We start from the raw sequence: 17791 nt of genomic DNA on the forward strand, positions 1-17791 counted from the left end.
TGTTCCCTTCGTATGGACAGTTGCTTGCTCGCTGCCGGACTAGCCGTGCAGCTCTGCCAGATAATGTTCGACGTCGAGTGCGGCCACACAGCCTGAACCGGCTGCTGTGATCGCCTGACGGTAAGTGGGGTCGATGACATCGCCGGCGGCGAAGACACCCTTGATGCTGGTCTTGGAGCTGCGGCCCTGGACAGCAATCGTGCCCTCGGGAGTCAGCTCGAGCTTGTCCTTGACCAGCTCCGTGCGGGGATCGTTGCCGATGGCGACGAAGACACCGGTGACGGGCAATTCCGAGGTGCTGCCGTCCACCAGGTTCTTCAGCTTCAGGCCAGTCACCTTGTCCGCGCCCAGGACGTCCTCGACGGCGGTGTTCCACAGGAAGTTGATCTTTTCATGCGCCTGCGCGCGGTCACCCATGATCTTGGAGGCCTTGAGGGTGTCCCGGCGGTGGACCACGGTGACCGACTTGGCGAACTTGGTGAGGAAGAGCGCTTCTTCCATGGCGGAGTCGCCACCACCGATCACGGCGATGTCCTGGTCCTTGAAGAAGAAACCGTCACAGGTTGCACACCAGCTAACACCGTGGCCGGAGAGGCGCTTTTCGTTCTCAAGTCCAAGCTCGCGGTATGCGGAGCCGGTGGAGAGGATGACGGAGCGTGCCTGGAAGCTCTCCCCCGTGGCGATGGTGACGGTCTTGATGTCGCCCTCGAGGTCCAGCGAGGTGACGTCCTCGAACTGGATCTCGGTGCCGAAACGGGCAGCCTGCTTCTCGAAGTTCTCCATCAGGTCCGGGCCCATGACGCCTTCCGGGAAGCCCGGGAAGTTTTCGACATCGGTGGTGTTCATCAGTTCGCCACCCGCGGTGACCGAACCGGCAATGAGCAGCGGCTTCAGGTTGGCACGGGCCGTGTAGACAGCCGCGGTGTAACCGGCCGGACCGGAGCCTACGATGATGACATCACGTACGTTGGACGCGGTGTTTTCTGCGTTGCTCACTGTTGGGTGAACCTCTTCCTTAGTCGATGCACCGGTGTTCGAACCCGGCCACATGGCACAACCCGATGGCGCCGCCGAATATTCCGGCGCTCCGGGAGCCTGGTATCTGCCATATTCAGGGTACCGTCTGCCCCTACTACGACGGGCAGCGCCCTCTCCCGGCCGTAATACGACCGCCGTGCCCGGAGGACCGGCTTAAAAACAGCAGCGCCGGATCCGCGGTGCGGATTCCGGCGCTGCCAACGCTTTCGGAACTACTGGACCTTGATCTCCGCCAGTCGCAGGCCGTAGCCGTAACGGGTCTTCGGTGCGGCGAGCTTGGGCAGTGTCTTGATGTTGACGATCACGTACTGCGCGGTGGCGGGCGAGCTCAGCGGCATGACGAGATCCGGAGACGTGAAGCTGTTGGTGCCCACCAGCTTGGCTCCGTCCATGGCCGGGCGGTCGTTGGTATAAACGCTGATGCTGCCACCGGAGGCGCCGAGCTGGCTCAGGGTGATCGACTTGATGGAAGCCGGTTCCTTGAGTTTGACGACCAGCGGGACGCCGTCCGGGACCAATCCGCCCCAGTCCTCGCTACCGAACTCCATGTTGGACCAGTAGCTGGCAGCATTGCCGTCGAAGGCCTTCACGAGGTCCTTGTCATAGCCGCCGGCGAAATCGAAATCGCCCTGCCGGGTGATTCCCTCGATGGCCGGAGGTGCCGCGACCGGCGGTGCACTGGAGCTGGCGCCCTGGCTGCCGGTACCCGTGTTGCCACCGGTCGGAGCCGGGGTGGTCTGCTTCGCCGCGGGCGGGTTGTTGTTATTGCCCAGCAGGCCACCCAGGGTATTGACGGCGAGGATCAGGCCTACGACCAGGACGGCGGCCAGGATGCCACCAACCAGCCAGCGCACGGAACGGGGCTCCCGCACGGGCTCTTCGTCCTCGTAGTAGTCCTCATCCTCATAGGCATCCACTTGTTCGCGGGCCGAGGCCGGGAAGTTGCTGGCGCCACGGTCGTAGGACGCTGCGGCACCGGCCGCCGCGCCCGCTCCTGCACCTGCGAAGTCGTCATCGGACCAGAGGGAAACCTTGGGGGTCTCAGCTGGCTCTTCCGGCGTCGCGTGAGGAGCAGTGTGGACAGGCGCGGTATGCGCCGGGGGCGTAGCCTGGGCCGCCGGTACCGCCTGCGTTGCAGGCTGTATGCCCTGCTGCGGAGCGGGGTCGGCCGGAGCCTTCGCGGGGGCAGGCGGAGCAAACGGCGACGGCGAAGCGGCAGCTGCGCCGGCCGGCGTCGCGGACCGGGAGTCAGTAGCTTCAGCGTCCCCGGGCCCAGCGGGTGCCGGGCTGCCGGCGTCGTCATGGACAGTGCGGTTCGCATCAGCAGTGCGGCCTGGCTCCGCCGACGCCGGATCTTCCGAGCCGGACTTTCCTGCGGCGTTCTTCACTGCGGAAGCGGCGGCCGCGGCGGCGGCTCCTGCACCGGCGGCTGCGGCAGCAATGCGCGCGCCGATGCCGCCGGCGCTTGGCTTGGACGCGGGCATGGGCGGAACAGCGGGGCCTCCCGTTGGAGCTCCCCCGGCGGCAGGCGCCGGACGTTCGGGAGCGGCGACATAGTTCCCGGGATCGTCGTAGTTGATGTACGCGGCGTCGTGTTCGTCATCGTCGTACAGGCCGTCGTAGGTTTCGGGTTCGTGCGAACGCGCCTGGCCGAAGATTTCGCTGCCCAGGGTGTCCGTGAAGAAGGGCTCCACGTACGGCGGGTTGGTGGCGACCACGAGGTCCAGCAGGTCAGGGGCCGTGCTGTGGTTGGCGATCAGGTACGTGGTGCTCTCGCTGACGCCGAGGTCCAGGATCTGCACATTGCCGGGCCGTTCGCCGGTGGCCACCTCGCGGGCGCTCTGGGCGAGCTGTTCGGCGTTGCCGGGACCTGCAACGAGGATGCTGACCGGCCTGTTGAGGACCTGGTCGACGCCGTCGAGCACCAGGTCGTGGTCGTGCGAGGTCAACACGGTGGCGGTGACCTTGTAGCGGCCGCCAAGTACTGATCCGACATCGATCGGCTGGGACACGGGCTCCTCCTAGGCTTTCCGGCAGCTGCGGCCCCCATCCGGGCTTCCGGTCAGCCGGTTGACCCGTGGCCTGCAACTACCTCTCAGCTTCTGATCCTAGCCGATTCAGCCGCTCCGGCCTTGGTCTGGAGCGGCTAAGTCACTCGCCGCGGCCGTGTTTGCGGCCGCGCCCGAAGAGTCTTCCCCCGGCCTCCTGCCGGGTTCGGCGTCCGGGCAGCGGAGTGCCGCGCCGGAAAGGCGAGCCGGCCCCGGGGGCGGGCTTTTCCTCTTCGGGAAGGTAGCTGCGGGCGGGCCGGGTCCAACCGCCGTAACGGTCTTCCTCGTCCTGCCCGCCACCGGGTCCGAAGCCCGAAAGGTCCGGACCGGCGCGGAAGGATGCGGCGTCGAATTCGCCCGAGATGCGTGGAATCAGGCCGGTATCGTCCGAGACTGTGGCGCGTGCCGCCGTCGGGCTTTCCCCGGAAGCGGATGCCGCGCCGCCGCGGCCCAGGCGACCGAGCAGGGGGCGGAGCAGGTCGCGCAGTTCGGTGACGCGGAAGACGCGCAGCAGCAGCAGGTACGCGAGCAGCATGACTGGCCCGACGACGACGATGGTCACCATGGCGGCCGGGCGGCTGCTCCAGGCGAAACCGTCGGCCCGGTAACTCCCCAGCAGCCACAGCGCCAGGGTCCCGGCCAGGGCCGAACCGAGCGCGGCGTACCCCATCCGGATGTAGGAGTTGGCCACCCGCGGACCGTCCACATGGCCCAGCAGACGGCGCAGGAACCACACGCTGATCACCACGGAGAGGATGTTTCCGAGCGTGTACAGCACGGCGATCGCGAAGATGATCTGCCCCACCGGCAGGAACTGGATGACGAAGGCGCCCACCACATTCACGGCCGCCAGGATCACCTGGATGAGGAACGGGGTGCGGGCGTCCTCGTTGGCGTAGAACACGCGGGACATCATGAAGTTGGCGCTCATGAACGGGGTGCTCAGGGCCAGGATGGTCAGGGTCTGGGCGAGCATGACGCCGTCCTGCGGCTTGCCGCCTGAGAAGAACATGCCCAGCGGACCGGCAAGCGCGAACAGGGCCAGGGCACCGAAAACCGTGGCCACCGCCATGGTGCGCAGGCCGTGCGAGAGGGCGCTGCGCAGCTCGGCCCGGTTTCCTGTCTGCGAGGCGTGGGTCATGCGGTTGAAGAGTACGGTGGCCAGGGACAGCGCGATGATCGAATGCGGCAGCAGGTATAGCTGGCTGGCGACCTCCAGGACCGCGTTGCCGGGCAGGGTGGCAGCGGCCTCGTGCTGCCCGGACTGCTCCAAGCGGAGGCGTTCAGCGCCGGGAATGGTGGCGATCTTCATGACGTAAAGGAACGCCAACTGCCCGACGGCGGCAGTCAGCAGCGTCCAGACGCTCAGCTTTGCTGCCTGGCCTAGTCCCACGCCCCGCCAGCCGAAGCGCGGCCGCAGGCCGAGCCGGAGCCGGAGGACCGGAATGAGCAGGACCGCCGTCTGTGCCACCACGCCGATGGTGGAGAAGCCGGCCACCAGGAAGGTCTGGAACGGACCCCAGTTGTCCAAAGTGTGCGGGTGGTCCACGTTGGCGCCGAGGATCCAGATGAACATGCCCAGCCCTGCCATGGCCAGCACATTGTTCACGATGGGCGCCCACATGGCCGGGCCGAAGGCGCCGTTGGCATTGAGGATCTGGGTCAGCAGGGCATAGAGGCCGTAGAAGAAAATCTGCGGCAGGCAGTAGAACGCGAACGTTACCGCGAGGGCCTTCTGCGGCGGCGAGTAGCCCTGCGTGGTGAGGTCGATGACCAGAGGGGCGGCGAGCGTGACCAGCAGGGTCAGGCCCAGCAAGACCAATACCGCGAGGGTCAGGAGGCGGCTGATGTAATCCGCTCCCCTGTCCGGGCCCTTGCTGGCTTTGATGATCTGCGGCACCAGCACGGCATTGAACACGCCGCCGGCCACCAGCAGGAAGATCAGGTTGGGCAGGTTGTTGGCGTTGATGAAGGTGTCATTGACAGTGGACCCCAGGCCGAGTGCGACCGCCAGCATCCAGGTTTTCGCGAAGCCGAGGAAGCGGGAGACGAGCGTCCCGGCGGCCATGATGGCGCTTGAACGGGCTTCTCCGGAGTGGACGGACTGGGAGTTCTTGGCAGCAGACATCGCCCTAATCGTCCCATGAGCAAGGTGTCCCGGGGTGAACTGTGCTCAGAGGTGTTCCGGCAGGACTTCCTTGGCCAGATCGGCGATCCGGCGCTCGTTGGGGAAGGAGAGCTTCCGGGCGAGTTCGTGCAGCGGGACCCAGGCGGCGTCGATGGCTTCCTGGTCGGGATCGTTCTCGATGGTCAGTTCGCCGCCGGTGGCGCGCAGGAGGAAGTGGTGCACGGTCTTGTGCACCCGGTGGCCGCTCACAGTGAACCAGTAGTCGATGCTGCCCAATGGTGCCAGGACATCGCCTTCGATGCCGGTTTCCTCGGCAATTTCGCGGACCGCGGCCTCTTCGTTGTTTTCCTTGCCTTCCGGGTGCCCCTTCGGCAGGCACCACTCGAGGCGGCCACCCCGGTTAAGGCGGGCAATGATCGCGACGCGGAGTTCGCCGTCGGAGGTATCAACCACTACGCCGCCGGCGGACACTTCCTCCACGGTGGGAAGCGAGGCCTGGACCGGGTGCGGGGCGGGCGCGACGTGCGCACCGATTGCCGACGGCAACGGTGCGTTGGTCCTCCTGCCAGGAGCACTCGGGATCGGGTTGGCCATGAAGTCCACTCTAACGACTCTTGCCCCGACTTGATGACGGGGACATGGACTTGGGGTTGCCTGCCGGTGACGCACACCGGCCGTGGCCGCGAAGTGCTGTGTGATGGGCCGCTGAAAATCTGACAAGCTTAAGGAACTATGGCGCAGGTATTGGACAGTTCTTCAGTCAACTTCACGCTCGATCCGGTGGTGCTGGACCTCGGGCAGCGCTTTGTTGACGCCGGATTCGAGCTGTCCCTGGTGGGCGGCCCCGTGCGCGACCTTTTCCTGGGCCGGACCTCCCCGGACCTCGACTTCACTACCGACGCCACCCCCGAGCAGACCATTTCCGTCATCAAGGGCTGGGCGGACAACTTCTGGGACATCGGCCGGGCCTTCGGCACCATCGGCATGAAGAAGTCCGGCTTCCAGATCGAGATCACCACCTACCGGGCCGAGGCCTACGATCCCGACTCCCGCAAGCCCGTGGTGGCCTTCGGTTCTTCCTTGGAAGACGACCTTCTGCGGCGCGACTTCACCATCAACGCCATGGCACTGCGCCTGCCCTCCCTTGAACTGGTGGATCCTTTCGGCGGTGTGCGGGACCTGCACGCGGCCGTGCTGGCCACCCCGGGCGCTCCCGAGTCTTCCTTCTCCGACGACCCCCTGCGCATGATGCGCGCCGCGCGCTTCGCCTCCCAGCTGGGTGTTTCGGTGCACGACGACGTCCGGCTGGCCATGTCCGAAATGGCAGACCGCATCAAGATCATCTCCGCCGAACGCGTCCGCGACGAACTGGTCAAGATGATCAACGGAGCCCACCCCCGCGTCGGCATCGACATCCTGGTGGACACCGGCCTGGCCGAATACGTCCTCCCCGAGGTGTCCGCGCTCCGCCTCGAATCCGACGAACACCACCGCCACAAGGACGTCTACCAGCACTCCCTGCAGGTTCTCGAGCAGGCCGCCGCCTTGGAAACCGACGCGGACGGCCCCGTGCCGGGCCCGGACTTCGTGCTGCGCTTCGCCGCGTTGATGCACGACGTCGGAAAGCCGGCGACGCGCCGTTTCGAACCGGGCGGCGCGGTGAGCTTCCGCCACCATGACGTGGTGGGTGCCAAACTCACCGCCAAGCGCATGAAGGCGCTGCGCTTCGACAACGACAGCATCAAGGCCGTGGCACGCCTGGTGGAACTGCACATGCGCTTCTACGGCTACGGCGATGCCGGCTGGACCGATTCCGCCGTGCGCCGCTACGTTGCCGACGCCGGCCCCTTGCTGGAGCGCCTGCACCGGCTCACCCGCTCCGACGTCACCACCCGGAACCAGCGCAAGGCCGACCGCCTGTCGTTCGCCTACGACGACCTGGAACAGCGCATCGCCGCGCTGGCCGAGCAGGAATCCCTCAACGCGATCCGGCCGGACCTGGACGGCGGGCAGATCATGGAACTGCTCGGCCTCGCCCCGGGCCCGGTGGTCGGCCGCGCCTACAAGTTCCTGCTGGAGCAGCGGATGGAGCACGGCCCGCTGGACCACGACGACGCCGTGGCGAAACTCAAGGCCTGGTGGGCAGAGCAGCCCGAGTCCGCCGTCGAGCATTCAGACCTGAACGACACGCCCGCAGAGGAGTCCTAAGTGATTGACCCGGCAAAGATCTCCCGCCCGCAGCTGTGGATCATGCGTCACGGCGAGACCGAATGGTCCAAGAGCGGCCAGTACACGGGACTGACCGACCTCCCCTTGACGGTGGAGGGCGAGCAGCAGGCCGTGGAGGCACGCAAGGTCCTCGAGGGCATCGAGTTCGACATGGTGCTCACCTCGCCGCTGCGCCGCGCCCGCCGGACCGCGGAACTGGCAGGCTTTCCCGACGCCGTGCACGAACCGCTGGCCGTCGAATGGGACTACGGCGACTACGAAGGCATCAGCTCGGACCTGATCCGCAAGGACAACCCGGACTACCTGATCTGGACCGACGGCGTCCCCAACGGTGAAACCCTGGACGCCGTGGCTGCCCGCGCGGACAAGATCATCGCCCGGGTGCTGGAATCCGGAATGGACAACGTGCTGGTGGTGGCGCACGGCCACTTCTCCCGCATCCTCACGGCCCGCTGGCTTGAATTGGACGCACGGGAAGGCCGGCATTTCGTGCTCGGCACGGCCAAGGTCTGCACCCTCGGCTGGGACAAAAAGACACCCGCGATTATCCGCTGGGGCCTCTAGGAAAATAATTTTCTGAATTAACCGTGAATTAGCTGGTCAATCCCAGGATTCATGGTGTAGCTTTATTCTTGTTCCCAGAGCGACCCGCCGGGAACGAGGTGCGCGCTGTCCGGGTAAGTCAACCGGGCAGCGTCTTAGGCGAAAAGGAGGTTGGGAAAATGATTACTTTGACTAGCGGATGGAAGATGACCGTCTCTGCTGCTGCCCCGACCTTCGCTGCCCGGCGCCCGAATTACGGCACGCACAATTCCATGGTGCCTGCCTTTGGCGGAGCCTTCGCCGCCTAAGCCTTCAGTTCTGAGCCCTGCTCAGGCCCGGCTTTCGGAAGCGAAGCTTCCCAGCGGAACCACCGGATCATCCGCGCCATGACAGGCGCGTGGACACCGGCCCCGTGGTGCGCAGAGTCCTCATAGTTCGGAACCAGCTTCTTGTTGGGGACGCCCTGTTTGCTACCCGGGATTTCCCGGCTTCCATCGGCACTCCGTAATTCCGCTGATTTACCCGCATTTTGCCTGGCATTTATTTGCCATAAGGTCCGCTGTTTTCTTTGAATTCAAGGGCCTTAATCGTCATGCCCAATTCCAGGCAATCCAACCCTGTAGAAAGGAGGTGAACCATGGGCAAGCGCCTCAAAGACCTGCTGGTCTTCAACGCCAAGCCTGCCGCCAAGGACAGGACCCTCTTCAACGGGCAACTCCTCGACCAGCGCCGCGAAGACGTCTTCGTCGTCCTGCACCAGATGGGAGTCATCCGCTGAGTGCCCGTCATGGACCCGCCAAGTTACCACCAGGAGGGACTGATGGCACACATCTTTCCGTTCGCCCCGGAAGCCCACGCGGCTACGCGTGGGCTTCCGCCTTTTAAGGCGTGGAACCCGTAGCGCCGGACCTCGCGCTCAGGCGCCGCCGGTATGCTCGAAGCCATGCAGGAAACCCAGCCGCACCGCCAAGCGAAGCGTGCGCGCTTTGTGATTCCCAGCCGCAGCGATTCCTTCCTGGCGAAGTTCACGGACGTCGCCGGCGGGCCGTTGGGCAGCCACAGTGCACCGGGCGCGGTCTCCCCCGGCTTCTTCACCGTTGAACGTGTGCTGATCATCTTCACGATCATCGCGGCCCTGCTCGGCGTCCTGATCAAGGGCTACTGCCGGGCCAACGGCTGGGAGACCCCAACGCACTTCTATGCCACCTGCTATTCGGACTTCCCCGAGCTCTTCCGCAGCCGCGGGCTCGGCGAAGGCGTGGTCCCCTTCTTCGACCGCGAGGGCCTCTTCGAATACCCCGTGATCATGGGACTGATCGCCGGCGTCACAGCCCTGATGGTTCCTGGGAGCGGGCTGGACCTGGAACGGACCCGCGGCTACTTCGACCTCAACGCCACCTTGGTGGTGGCCGCCTGGATCGTCACCGTCATCGCTACCGCGCGGATCAACCGGCGCCGGCCCTGGGACGCGGCCATGGTGGCGTTGGCCCCGGGCATCGTGCTCTCCGGATTCATCAACTGGGACATGTGGGCCGTGGCCCTGCTCGCCGTGGGCATGTACTTCTTTGCCCGGGAAAAGCCGGCGCTGGCCGGGGTGTTCATCGGCCTGGGAACCGCCACCAAGCTGTACCCGGTGCTGATCCTGGGGGCCGTGCTGGTCCTGGCCCTCCGCAGCGGCAAGCTCCGCGCTTTCTTCGTCACGGCCGGTGCTGCCGCGGCGTCCTGGCTTGTGGTCAACGTGCCGATCGCCCTGATGAACTTTGAAGGCTGGCGCTACTTCTTTGAGTTCACCCAGGACCGGCCGGCCGGCTTCAGCTCGCCGTGGTTCGCCTACAACCTGGTGGCGGAGCGGCTGCGCTGGGTCCAGTTGGGCCCCGAAACCATCAACTCCCTGGCCCTGTACCTGTTTGTGGCGGTCTGCGCGCTGATCGCTCTCCTGGGGATCTCCGCGCCGCGGCGGCCCCGGATGGCCCAGCTGGTGTTCCTGATCGTGGCCGCGTTCATCCTCACCAACAAGGTCTATTCCCCGCAGTTCGTGCTGTGGCTGGTGCCGCTGCTCGCCCTGGCCCGGCCGCGCTGGCGGGACTTCCTGCTGTGGCAGGCGGCCGAGGCCCTGCACTGGGGTGCCGTGTGGATGTTCCTTGGCCAGTACACCAGCGGCGGTTCCGCGCAGAACAACCTGGACATGCCGTACTACGTCCTGGCCGTCTTCCTGCATATGGCCGCAACGGCATATTTGATGGCCCGGGTGGCCATCGACATCTGGGACCCGCGGCAGGATCCGGTCCGCACCGGACGGATCGATGACCCGCACGGCGGCGTTTTCGACGGCGCCCGCGACTGGCTGCGCCTCGATCTTGCCCGGCCGTCGGAGTCCCTGCTGCCCTGGCGTTCCGCCCCCAAGGTGACCGCAACTCTGCCGGACGGCAGCGAAGGCGCGGACGGCCGCGATGGCTGACGTCGCCGTCGTCGGCTCCGGACCGAACGGCCTGGCCGCGGCGGTGGTGATGGCGCGCGCCGGGCTGTCCGTGCGCGTGTACGAGGCGGCGGAGGCGCTGGGCGGCGGCGCCCGGACCGCGGAACTGCTGGAGCCGGGGCACCTCTACGATGTGTGCTCGGCGGTGCATCCGATGGCGCTGGCCTCGCCCTTCTTCCGTGCTTTCGGCCTGGAACAACGCGTGGAACTGCGGCTGCCGGAGGTGCAGTACGGCACACCGCTCGACGGCGGCCGGGCGGCCCTCGCTTACCGCTCGCTGGAGCGGACGGTCGCGGAGCTCGGGGCTGACGGCCCGGCGTTCGGGCGGCTGATGCGGCCCCTCGTGGAGCGGGTTGAAGGCATGCTGGACGTCACCCAGAACCAACTGCTGCGGGTGCCGCGTGATCCCTTGGCCGCGCTGCGCCTGGGCCTCGCCACCCTCTCCCAGGGCGGGCCGTGGTGGAACCGGCGCTTCGCCGGCGAGGAGGCCCCGGCGCTCCTGACCGGGGCCGCGGCCCATGCTGTCGGCGCCCTGCCGTCCTTGGTTCCCGCCGGTGCCGGGCTGATGCTGAGCACCCTGGCGCATGTGGGCGGCTGGCCGGTTCCCGTGGGCGGTTCCGGGGCGATCGTGGACGCCATGGTGCGCGACATCGAGGCACACGGCGGCGTCTTCGAAACCGGGGTGCGGGTGCGTTCACTCGACGAGCTCCGGCCGGCCCGGGCCGTGCTGCTGGATGTGGCGCCGCCGGAACTGCTCGGCATTGCCGGGGACGCCCTCGAGGGGGCTACCGGCGCGCGCTACCGGCGCGCGTTGGAAGCATTCCGCTTCGGGAATGCAGCCTGCAAGGTGGATTTGATCCTCTCCGGCCCGGTGCCGTGGGCCGCTCCGGGACTCGCTGCAGCGGGCACTGTCCATGTGGGCGGAACCCGGGCGGAGATGGCCGCCGCGGAGAACGAGGTTGCCGCTGGGCGGCACCCGGCCAAGCCCTATGTGCTGGTGGCGCAGCCGTCCGTGGTGGACCCGGGCCGTGCGCCCGCCGGCCGGCACATCCTGTGGACGTACTGCCATGTGCCCGCCGGCTCAACGGTGGACGTGTCCGCCGCCGTGACGGACCGGATCGAGGCGTTCGCGCCCGGCTTCCGGGACGTGGTGGTGGATTGGAAGACGACGACGGCGGCCGGCCTGGCCGCTTACAACCCCAACTATGTGGGCGGCGACTTCGGGGCCGGGGCCATGAACGTGCCGGGCCTGTTGCGGCGTCCGGTGGTTTCCACGGTGCCGTGGCGGACGCCGCTGGCCGGGGTGTACCTGTGCTCGTCCTCCACGCCGCCCGGCCCGGGAGTCACCGGCATGGCCGGATTCCACGCGGCACGGCACGCCCTGAAGGACGTGTTCGGGGTGAAGGTGCCGGAGCTGGGGCCGGCTTAGGCCTTTTCGAGGTGGACCAGGAACTCCACCTTGCCCGTGTTCTCCACCTTCACGAAGCCGAGGTCCGGCGCGGAGATGCCGAAATCGGCCAGGACCAGGTCGATGCTGCCGGAGACGGAGACCTTCGCGCCGTCCCGGACCAGCTGCAGCTTGGCGGCGACGTCGCGCTTCTGGCCCGCCAGCTCCAAGGTTCCCTTCGCGTCCACCGCGGCAGGGGCGGAGCTGAGCGCCGGAATGGTGACCGGCGCCGTCAAGGTGAACGACGCCGTCGGGAACGTCTCTGCCTTCATGACGGTGCCGCGGAAGTAGTTATCCCGGTTGCCGCTGTCCGTGGCGATGCTGGCGACGTCCACCGTGATGGAGGCGGCGGTCAGCTGCGTACCGGAGACGGTGGCGGTGCCGCTGACCTGGTCGGTGCGGCCGACGACGGTGACGTTGGCGTTGTTGAGAACCTCGTCGATCCGGTAGCCGGCCTGGGAGCCGGAGGCGACGTTCCAGGTGCCGGCGTCGTTGCTGCTGCCCGTAGACGGGGAAGTCGGGGCGGCGGCGGAGCCGGAGGGCGACGGCGAGCTGACCGAGAGCGGCTCCGGGGCCGGGCCCTGGGACTGCGCGTAGAGCTGCGGCCCGAAGATGGCGGCGAGTGCGGCAAGGATGGCAATAGCGGCGACGGCGACCAGGATCCAGGGTCGTTTCATTCCGGCCATGGGTCTTCCTCTCGATGTACTTGAAGGTTCACGTAAAACACGAGGTCGGGGCCGGGAAAGTTCCCGGCCCCGACCTGCGCTGTGGCGGCCGCCTAGTTGGCTGCCGTGAAGCGTGCCCGGCGGTGTGCCGGGGACTCGATTTCGTCCAGCATGGCGACGGCGTAGTCCTGGGTGGAGATGGCGTTGCCGGCCGGGGTGTCCGTGGCGGTGTTGTACTTGCCCGTGCGTTCACCGGGCTGGATCAGAGGTGCCGGTGCGAGGACGGTCCAGTCGAGGGATTCGGGGGTCTCGCGGACCAGCTCGAGTGCCTTGGCTGCGGTGGTGGCTTCGGCCTTGTATGCCTCGGGGAATTCCGGGGAGTCGAGCAGGCGCACGCCGTCGATGGTCAGGGTGCCGGCGCCGCCGACGATCATGAGCCGGGTGCCTTCGGCGTTGCTGTAGGCGGTGGCCATGGCATCCAGCCACTCCCCGTGGTCCCCGCCGGTGCGGCTGGGGCCGGTGGCCAGCACGACGACGTCGTGTTCCTTGGCGATGTCCGCGAAGGTTTGGGCGTCAGCCTGGTCTGCGGCCTTCGCGGTTGCGCCGGCAACCTCCGCGCCCTTGCGGGAGATGGCTGTGACCTCGTGGCCGCGGCTGAGGGATTCGTTGACGATCTGGCTGCCGACCATGCCGGTTGCGCCGTACACTGCGATTTTCATGTCTCTCCTCGGGGTTGGTAACCTGCTCTACGGAAAAGACGGTATCTATTTGATACTGATAGCTTCAAAGGAACTGAGTTACCCCGTGGATACTATTGAGGGCGCAGGCGATGCCCTGCCCGCCGACGTGCTGAACCCTAATTGCCCCTCCCGCGTGATCTTCCAGCGGATCGGGGACAAGTGGGCTTCACTGGTGGTGCAGGTGCTGGCCGACGGCCCGGTGCGCTTCTCCGATCTGCGCAAGATGGTCAGCGTGGTCACCCCGAAGGTCCTCACCCAGACCCTGCGCTCCCTCGAACGCGACGGCCTGGTCACCCGCACCATCCACGCGCAGGTGCCGCCGCGCGTGGACTATGAACTCACCGAACTGGGCCGCTCCCTGCTGGAGCCCTTGGCGCAGTTGCGGCAGTGGGCGGAAAGCCACGTGCCCGCCATTCTCGCCGCACGCGACGCCTACGACGATGCCCAGGACGAGGCGCTGCTGGGTTAGGGCCGTTTACCAGGCCTCGCGCAGCTTTTCCTAAGCGGCGCTCCGTACCGGCGCCCCCAGCCGTCCGTCCCGCATGGTGACGACGGCGTCGGTGAGCGGCACGAACTCGGTGTCGTGCGTGACCATGAGGGTCGCCGTCGAGAACTCATCGGTGACGCGGCGCAGCAGCCGCACGATCGCCTCGCTGCGCTCCATGTCCAGGGCCGCCGTCGGCTCATCCACGAGCAGCACCTTCGGGCTGCCCATCAGGGCGCGCGCGATGTTCACCCGCTGGCGCTGCCCGCCGGAGAGCTGGTGCGGACGCTTGCCGAGCTCGCCGGCCAGCCCGACGACGTCGAGCAGTTCCGCCGCGCGTTGACGTGCCGCGCGCAGCGGCTTGCCGCGCAGGTGCTCGCCGATGAGCAACTGCTCGACGGCGGTCAGCGACGGAAGCAGGTTCGGCTGCTGGAAGATGATGCCGACCGACTCCCGGCGGACCGTGGCGCGTTCGCGCGGGCCGAGGGCGGTGGTGTCCTGCCCGTCGATCAGGACGAGTCCGGCAGTAGGCGCGATGAGCGTCGCCGCCACCGCCAGGAGCGAGGACTTGCCGGAGCCGGAAGGCCCCACGAGGGAGAGGAATTCGCCGGCGCCTACGCTGAGGTTCACGGAGTCGAGGGCGGTGATGGTGGAACCGCCGTCCGGGTACTCGAGGGTGGCGTTGACGAGGCTGAGCGGGGTGGTCACGGTATATGCCTTTCGAGGAATTTGGGAGCTGACTAGTTGCCGCCGAGGGCGAGCACCGGATCCACCCGGGTGACCCCGCGGACGGCGAGGACGGCCCCGGCCAGGCCGAGCACGACGACCCCCGCCACCGGAAGGATGCTGGTGAGCGGGGTGACCAGGAACGGTGCGGCCTGCGCCGCGAAGAAGCCGCCCACCCCACCGATGGTCCCGCCCACAGCCGCGCCGGCCAGCAGCACGATGCCGGCCTGCACCAGCGCGTCCCGGAGCACGTAGCCGGTGGAGGCGCCGAGGGCCTTGAGGACGGCGATGTCGCGGGTGCGCTGTACCGTCCAGACCGTCAGGAACGCCACGATCACCAGGGCGGAGATGCCGTAGAGGAAGGCCTGCATCAGCAGGAGCGAGCCGTTTTCGCTCTTGTAGGATCCGAGCGCCTGGAAGGATTCCGTAGGAGTCGCGCTGACCGTGCCGGCCGCAGCATTGGCGGCGTCGGCGTCCACGGAGGCTCCGGCGTCGAAGGCCACGGCCAGGACGGTGGCCTCCTCCGCTCCGGCGTGTGCGATCCTGCGCCAGGTATCCAAGGTGGTCCACACGACGCCGGTATGCGAGTACCACTGGTCCGGGACGACGGCGGAGACGGTCAGTGTGGTGCCTGAGACCGCTACCTCGCTGCCCTTCGCCAGATCCAGTTCCTTGGCCAGGGATTCGCCGATCACCACGGTTTCGTCCGTCAGCGGGGCCGGGGCGGGGGCCGTGCGGTCGGCAACCGCGGCGTCCGTGCCGAACACGGCCACATTGGCGGTGCCGCGGGCCGCTCCGTCATCGCCTAGCGACTGGAAACGGGTCTGGTTGATGCCCAACGCGCTCACCCCGGAAACCCCTGGCTCTGCGCGCCACTGGTCGAGCTGCCCTGGGGTGACCTCGGATTCGGTGTAGGACGCCTTCGCTTCGCCGCCCGGAGGTGCGCCGAACACGATCCGGTCCGCCGGCAGTGCGGCGATGGCCGACGTCGACTGGTTCGCCAGGCCGGCGGTGAGCCCGGAGAGCATCACCAGCAGGAGGGTGATCAGGGCGACCACGCTGCCCATGAGGGCAAAGCGGCCCTTGGCGAAACGGAGGTCGCGGAGTGCGAGGAACATCGGAATCCTTTGCTCGTGCCGGCATCCATGGCCGGGCGGTGTGCGTCTGTTTCCACTCTCCCGGCGGCGGGCTGCCAGGGGATCGCGCACCGGGTTGATCTGCCGGAGCCGTGCGGTTGAACGCGGCATCAACCAATTGGTTGATTCAGCCGCGGCGGCGCGGGAATCAGGCTTTTCCGTCGGTGCCGCTGGCTACTCTGGAAGGCATGGCAGAACAGCAGGGGCCCCGTCCCGAGCACGGCGGCACGGAGCTGATCCTGCGCGTCCTGCGCGTGAGCCTGCACGTGGGCTTCGCCGTGCTGCTGCTGGTGGCCGTGGTCCGTTTGCTCATCGCTGCGTCGTCCCCGGTAGGGCTCGGCGCGGGGCTGCTGCTTTCCGTACTGCTCGCCGCGGTGTACCTGGCCGGTACTCTCCTGGAGAAGCGGCACGCGGTGGATCCCTCCCGTTTTGATCCGAGCCGTTTCGCGCTCCACTGGTTGGGCGCCGTGACGTTGCTCTGGCTTCTCTTGTTGCTGGTGAGTTCGGACTTCGCTTGGGTAGCCTTTCCTCTTTTCTTCCTGCAGTTGCACCTGCTCCCCTTGCGCTGGGCCCTGCCGGCCGTCGGCGCCAGCACCGCCCTGCTGGTGGGCTCGCTGTGGTTCCACAGCCGTGGAACTGGCGACGGCGGCCTGCAGCTGGCGATGGTGCTGGGGCCGGTCTTCGGGGCCGCGTTCGCCGTGGTCACCGGCCTTGCCTACCGCGCCTTGTACCTCGAGGCCGAGAGCCAGCGCGTGGCCGCGGAAGAACTTCGCCGCACCCGGGCCGAACTGGCCAGGAGCCAGCATGAGGCCGGGGTGCTGGCCGAGCGTGAACGCCTGGCCCGCGAAATCCACGACACCCTGGCCCAGGGCTTTTCCAGCATCCTCCTCATGGGCAGGTCCGCCGCGAAGGCGCTCGACGCCGGAGACCGGGACACCGTGCGCAGCCGCCTGCAGACGGTCCAGGACACCGCATCGGCCAACCTCGAGGAAGCCCGCAGCTTCGTCCGCGGTCTCCAGCCGCCCGAGTTGGAAGAGTCCGGCCTCGTGGAGGCGCTGCGGCGGCTGTGCGCGAAAACCGAAAGCGAGGCGGCGGCCCGGGGAACGTCACTGCGGTGCCGTTTCGAACTGGAGGGCACCGCCGTCGAACTGCCCAAGGCGTACCAGGCCACGCTGCTGCGGGCGGCACAGTCTTCCCTCGCGAACGTCTGGGCGCACGCCAGGGCGCGCACCGCCGTCGTCACGCTTTCCTTCCTGGATGCCGAGGTGACCATGGACATCTATGACGACGGCGTGGGCTTCGACCCCGCGGCGGTGCTGTCCGTTGCCGCGCGGCCAGACGGCAGCGGAGTGGGAATCATGAGTCTTCGCGAGCGGCTCTCCGCGTTCGGCGGCACCCTGGACATTGAATCCGCGCCGGGCGAAGGCACCGTGGTGGCCGTCCGTCTCCCCTTGTCGGAAGGGAAGGCGCCCGGTGCCTGATATCCGCGTCCTCCTGGTGGATGACCACCCCGTGGTGCGCGCCGGACTCCGTGCCATGCTGGCGGATTTTGACGGCGTCACCGTGGTGTCCGAAGCCGCCGACGGCGGTGCCGCCCTGGCGGAACTGTCCCGGCTGCACGCCCTGGGCGAACCCGTGGACCTGGTGCTGATGGACCTGCAGATGGGCGGCGGGATGGACGGTGTTACGGCCACCGGCAGGATCAAGGCCGGCGAGGCCGGGAGCCCTCCGCCGCCGGTATTGATCCTGACCACCTACGACACCGACGCCGACATCCTTGCAGCCGTGGAAGCCGGGGCTGCGGGCTACATGCTCAAGGACGCGCCGCCGGAACAGATCCGCCAGGCCGTGGTGTCCGCCGCGGCCGGGCAGACGGCCCTGGCTCCCGGGGTCGCGGCGAAGCTCATGGGGCACCTACGCAATCCGGAGACCGCCCTGAGCCCGCGCGAACTGCAGATCCTGGAACTCCTGGCCACGGGCCTCGGCAACCGGGCGATCGCGAGGCAGCTCTTCATTTCCGAGGCCACGGTGAAGACGCATCTGGTCCACATTTACGGGAAGCTCGTCGTGGACAACCGCACGGCCGCCATCTCCGTGGCGCGGCAGAAACGGATCATCCGGGACTCCTGAG

At 67.5% G+C, this 17791-nt stretch carries 17 protein-coding genes; 9 read left to right on the forward strand and 8 right to left on the reverse strand.

From position 1 onward, the window contains the following. Positions 1-39: 39 nt before the first annotated feature. The 4 genes from trxB to BIU82_RS18825 all read right to left on the reverse strand — a co-directional run bounded on the left by trxB (position 40) and on the right by BIU82_RS18825 (position 5760). Positions 40-996, reverse strand: a complete 957-nt coding sequence (trxB, locus tag BIU82_RS18810) for a thioredoxin-disulfide reductase (RefSeq protein WP_070350993.1) — start codon at positions 994-996, stop codon at positions 40-42. 254 nt (positions 997-1250) lie between these two features. After that, positions 1251-3050, reverse strand: a complete 1800-nt coding sequence (locus BIU82_RS18815) for an ABC transporter substrate-binding protein (RefSeq protein ID WP_070350994.1) — start codon at positions 3048-3050, stop codon at positions 1251-1253. Between the two features lie 139 nt (positions 3051-3189). Continuing rightward, positions 3190-5214: a murein biosynthesis integral membrane protein MurJ gene (gene murJ, locus BIU82_RS18820; RefSeq protein WP_070350995.1), complete on the reverse strand. Its 2025-nt coding sequence runs from the start codon at positions 5212-5214 to the stop codon at positions 3190-3192. A gap of 45 nt (positions 5215-5259) precedes the next feature. Continuing rightward, on the reverse strand, positions 5260-5760 hold the full coding sequence (locus BIU82_RS18825) for an NUDIX hydrolase (RefSeq protein WP_070350996.1): 501 nt from the start codon (positions 5758-5760) through the stop codon (positions 5260-5262). A gap of 186 nt (positions 5761-5946) precedes the next feature. Here BIU82_RS18825 and BIU82_RS18830 point away from each other — a divergent pair, with 186 nt between their 5' ends. The 6 genes from BIU82_RS18830 (at position 5947) to BIU82_RS18845 (ending at position 11891) form a co-directional block, all read left to right on the forward strand. Next, entirely contained in the window at positions 5947-7422 is a 1476-nt protein-coding gene (locus tag BIU82_RS18830; RefSeq protein WP_070350997.1) for a CCA tRNA nucleotidyltransferase, read from the forward strand. Beyond that, the gene (locus tag BIU82_RS18835; protein WP_070350998.1) at positions 7423-8007 is read left to right on the forward strand and encodes a histidine phosphatase family protein; all 585 of its coding nucleotides are present in this window, start codon (positions 7423-7425) and stop codon (positions 8005-8007) included. A 158-nt stretch (positions 8008-8165) separates the two neighbouring features. Continuing rightward, positions 8166-8294, forward strand: coding sequence for a hypothetical protein (locus tag BIU82_RS20275; protein ID WP_290439157.1), 129 nt, complete (start codon positions 8166-8168; stop codon positions 8292-8294). Positions 8295-8623: 329 nt separating this feature from the next. Beyond that, complete coding sequence (locus BIU82_RS20000; protein ID WP_171906589.1) at positions 8624-8764, forward strand: hypothetical protein; 141 nt, start codon at positions 8624-8626, stop codon at positions 8762-8764. 165 nt (positions 8765-8929) lie between these two features. After that, positions 8930-10444, forward strand: coding sequence for a glycosyltransferase 87 family protein (locus BIU82_RS18840; protein ID WP_070351063.1), 1515 nt, complete (start codon positions 8930-8932; stop codon positions 10442-10444). Beyond that, a complete protein-coding gene (locus BIU82_RS18845; protein WP_070350999.1) occupies positions 10437-11891 on the forward strand; it encodes an NAD(P)/FAD-dependent oxidoreductase in 1455 nt (484 codons plus the stop codon). Before BIU82_RS18840 ends, BIU82_RS18845 begins: the two co-directional genes overlap by 8 nt. Here BIU82_RS18845 and BIU82_RS18850 read toward each other — a convergent pair. Both BIU82_RS18850 and BIU82_RS18855 read right to left on the reverse strand, forming a co-directional pair. Then, positions 11888-12595, reverse strand: a complete 708-nt coding sequence (locus BIU82_RS18850; RefSeq protein WP_083292422.1) for a YceI family protein — start codon at positions 12593-12595, stop codon at positions 11888-11890. The genes BIU82_RS18845 and BIU82_RS18850 overlap by 4 nt on opposite strands. 92 nt (positions 12596-12687) lie before the next feature. Then, positions 12688-13293: an NAD(P)H-binding protein gene (locus tag BIU82_RS18855; protein ID WP_070351000.1), complete on the reverse strand. Its 606-nt coding sequence runs from the start codon at positions 13291-13293 to the stop codon at positions 12688-12690. Between the two features lie 85 nt (positions 13294-13378). Here BIU82_RS18855 and BIU82_RS18860 point away from each other — a divergent pair, with 85 nt between their 5' ends. Further along, the gene (locus tag BIU82_RS18860; RefSeq protein WP_070351001.1) at positions 13379-13783 is read left to right on the forward strand and encodes a helix-turn-helix domain-containing protein; all 405 of its coding nucleotides are present in this window, start codon (positions 13379-13381) and stop codon (positions 13781-13783) included. Between the two features lie 30 nt (positions 13784-13813). Here BIU82_RS18860 and BIU82_RS18865 read toward each other — a convergent pair whose 3' ends face one another. After that, positions 13814-14506 carry an ABC transporter ATP-binding protein gene (locus BIU82_RS18865; RefSeq protein ID WP_070351002.1) on the reverse strand — a complete coding sequence of 231 codons (693 nt, stop codon included), beginning with the start codon at positions 14504-14506 and terminating at the stop codon, positions 13814-13816. Positions 14507-14538: 32 nt separating this feature from the next. Then, positions 14539-15642 carry an ABC transporter permease gene (locus tag BIU82_RS18870; protein ID WP_070351003.1) on the reverse strand — a complete coding sequence of 368 codons (1104 nt, stop codon included), beginning with the start codon at positions 15640-15642 and terminating at the stop codon, positions 14539-14541. Positions 15643-15848: 206 nt separating this feature from the next. Here BIU82_RS18870 and BIU82_RS18875 point away from each other — a divergent pair, with 206 nt between their 5' ends. After that, positions 15849-17141: a sensor histidine kinase gene (locus BIU82_RS18875; RefSeq protein ID WP_070351004.1), complete on the forward strand. Its 1293-nt coding sequence runs from the start codon at positions 15849-15851 to the stop codon at positions 17139-17141. Further along, complete coding sequence (locus BIU82_RS18880; protein ID WP_070351005.1) at positions 17134-17790, forward strand: response regulator transcription factor; 657 nt, start codon at positions 17134-17136, stop codon at positions 17788-17790. The genes BIU82_RS18875 and BIU82_RS18880 overlap by 8 nt, the downstream gene beginning before the upstream one ends. Position 17791 lies beyond the last annotated feature (1 nt).

This window comes from Arthrobacter sp. SW1 (assembly GCF_001766675.1).
GTDB lineage: Bacteria > Actinomycetota > Actinomycetes > Actinomycetales > Micrococcaceae > Arthrobacter.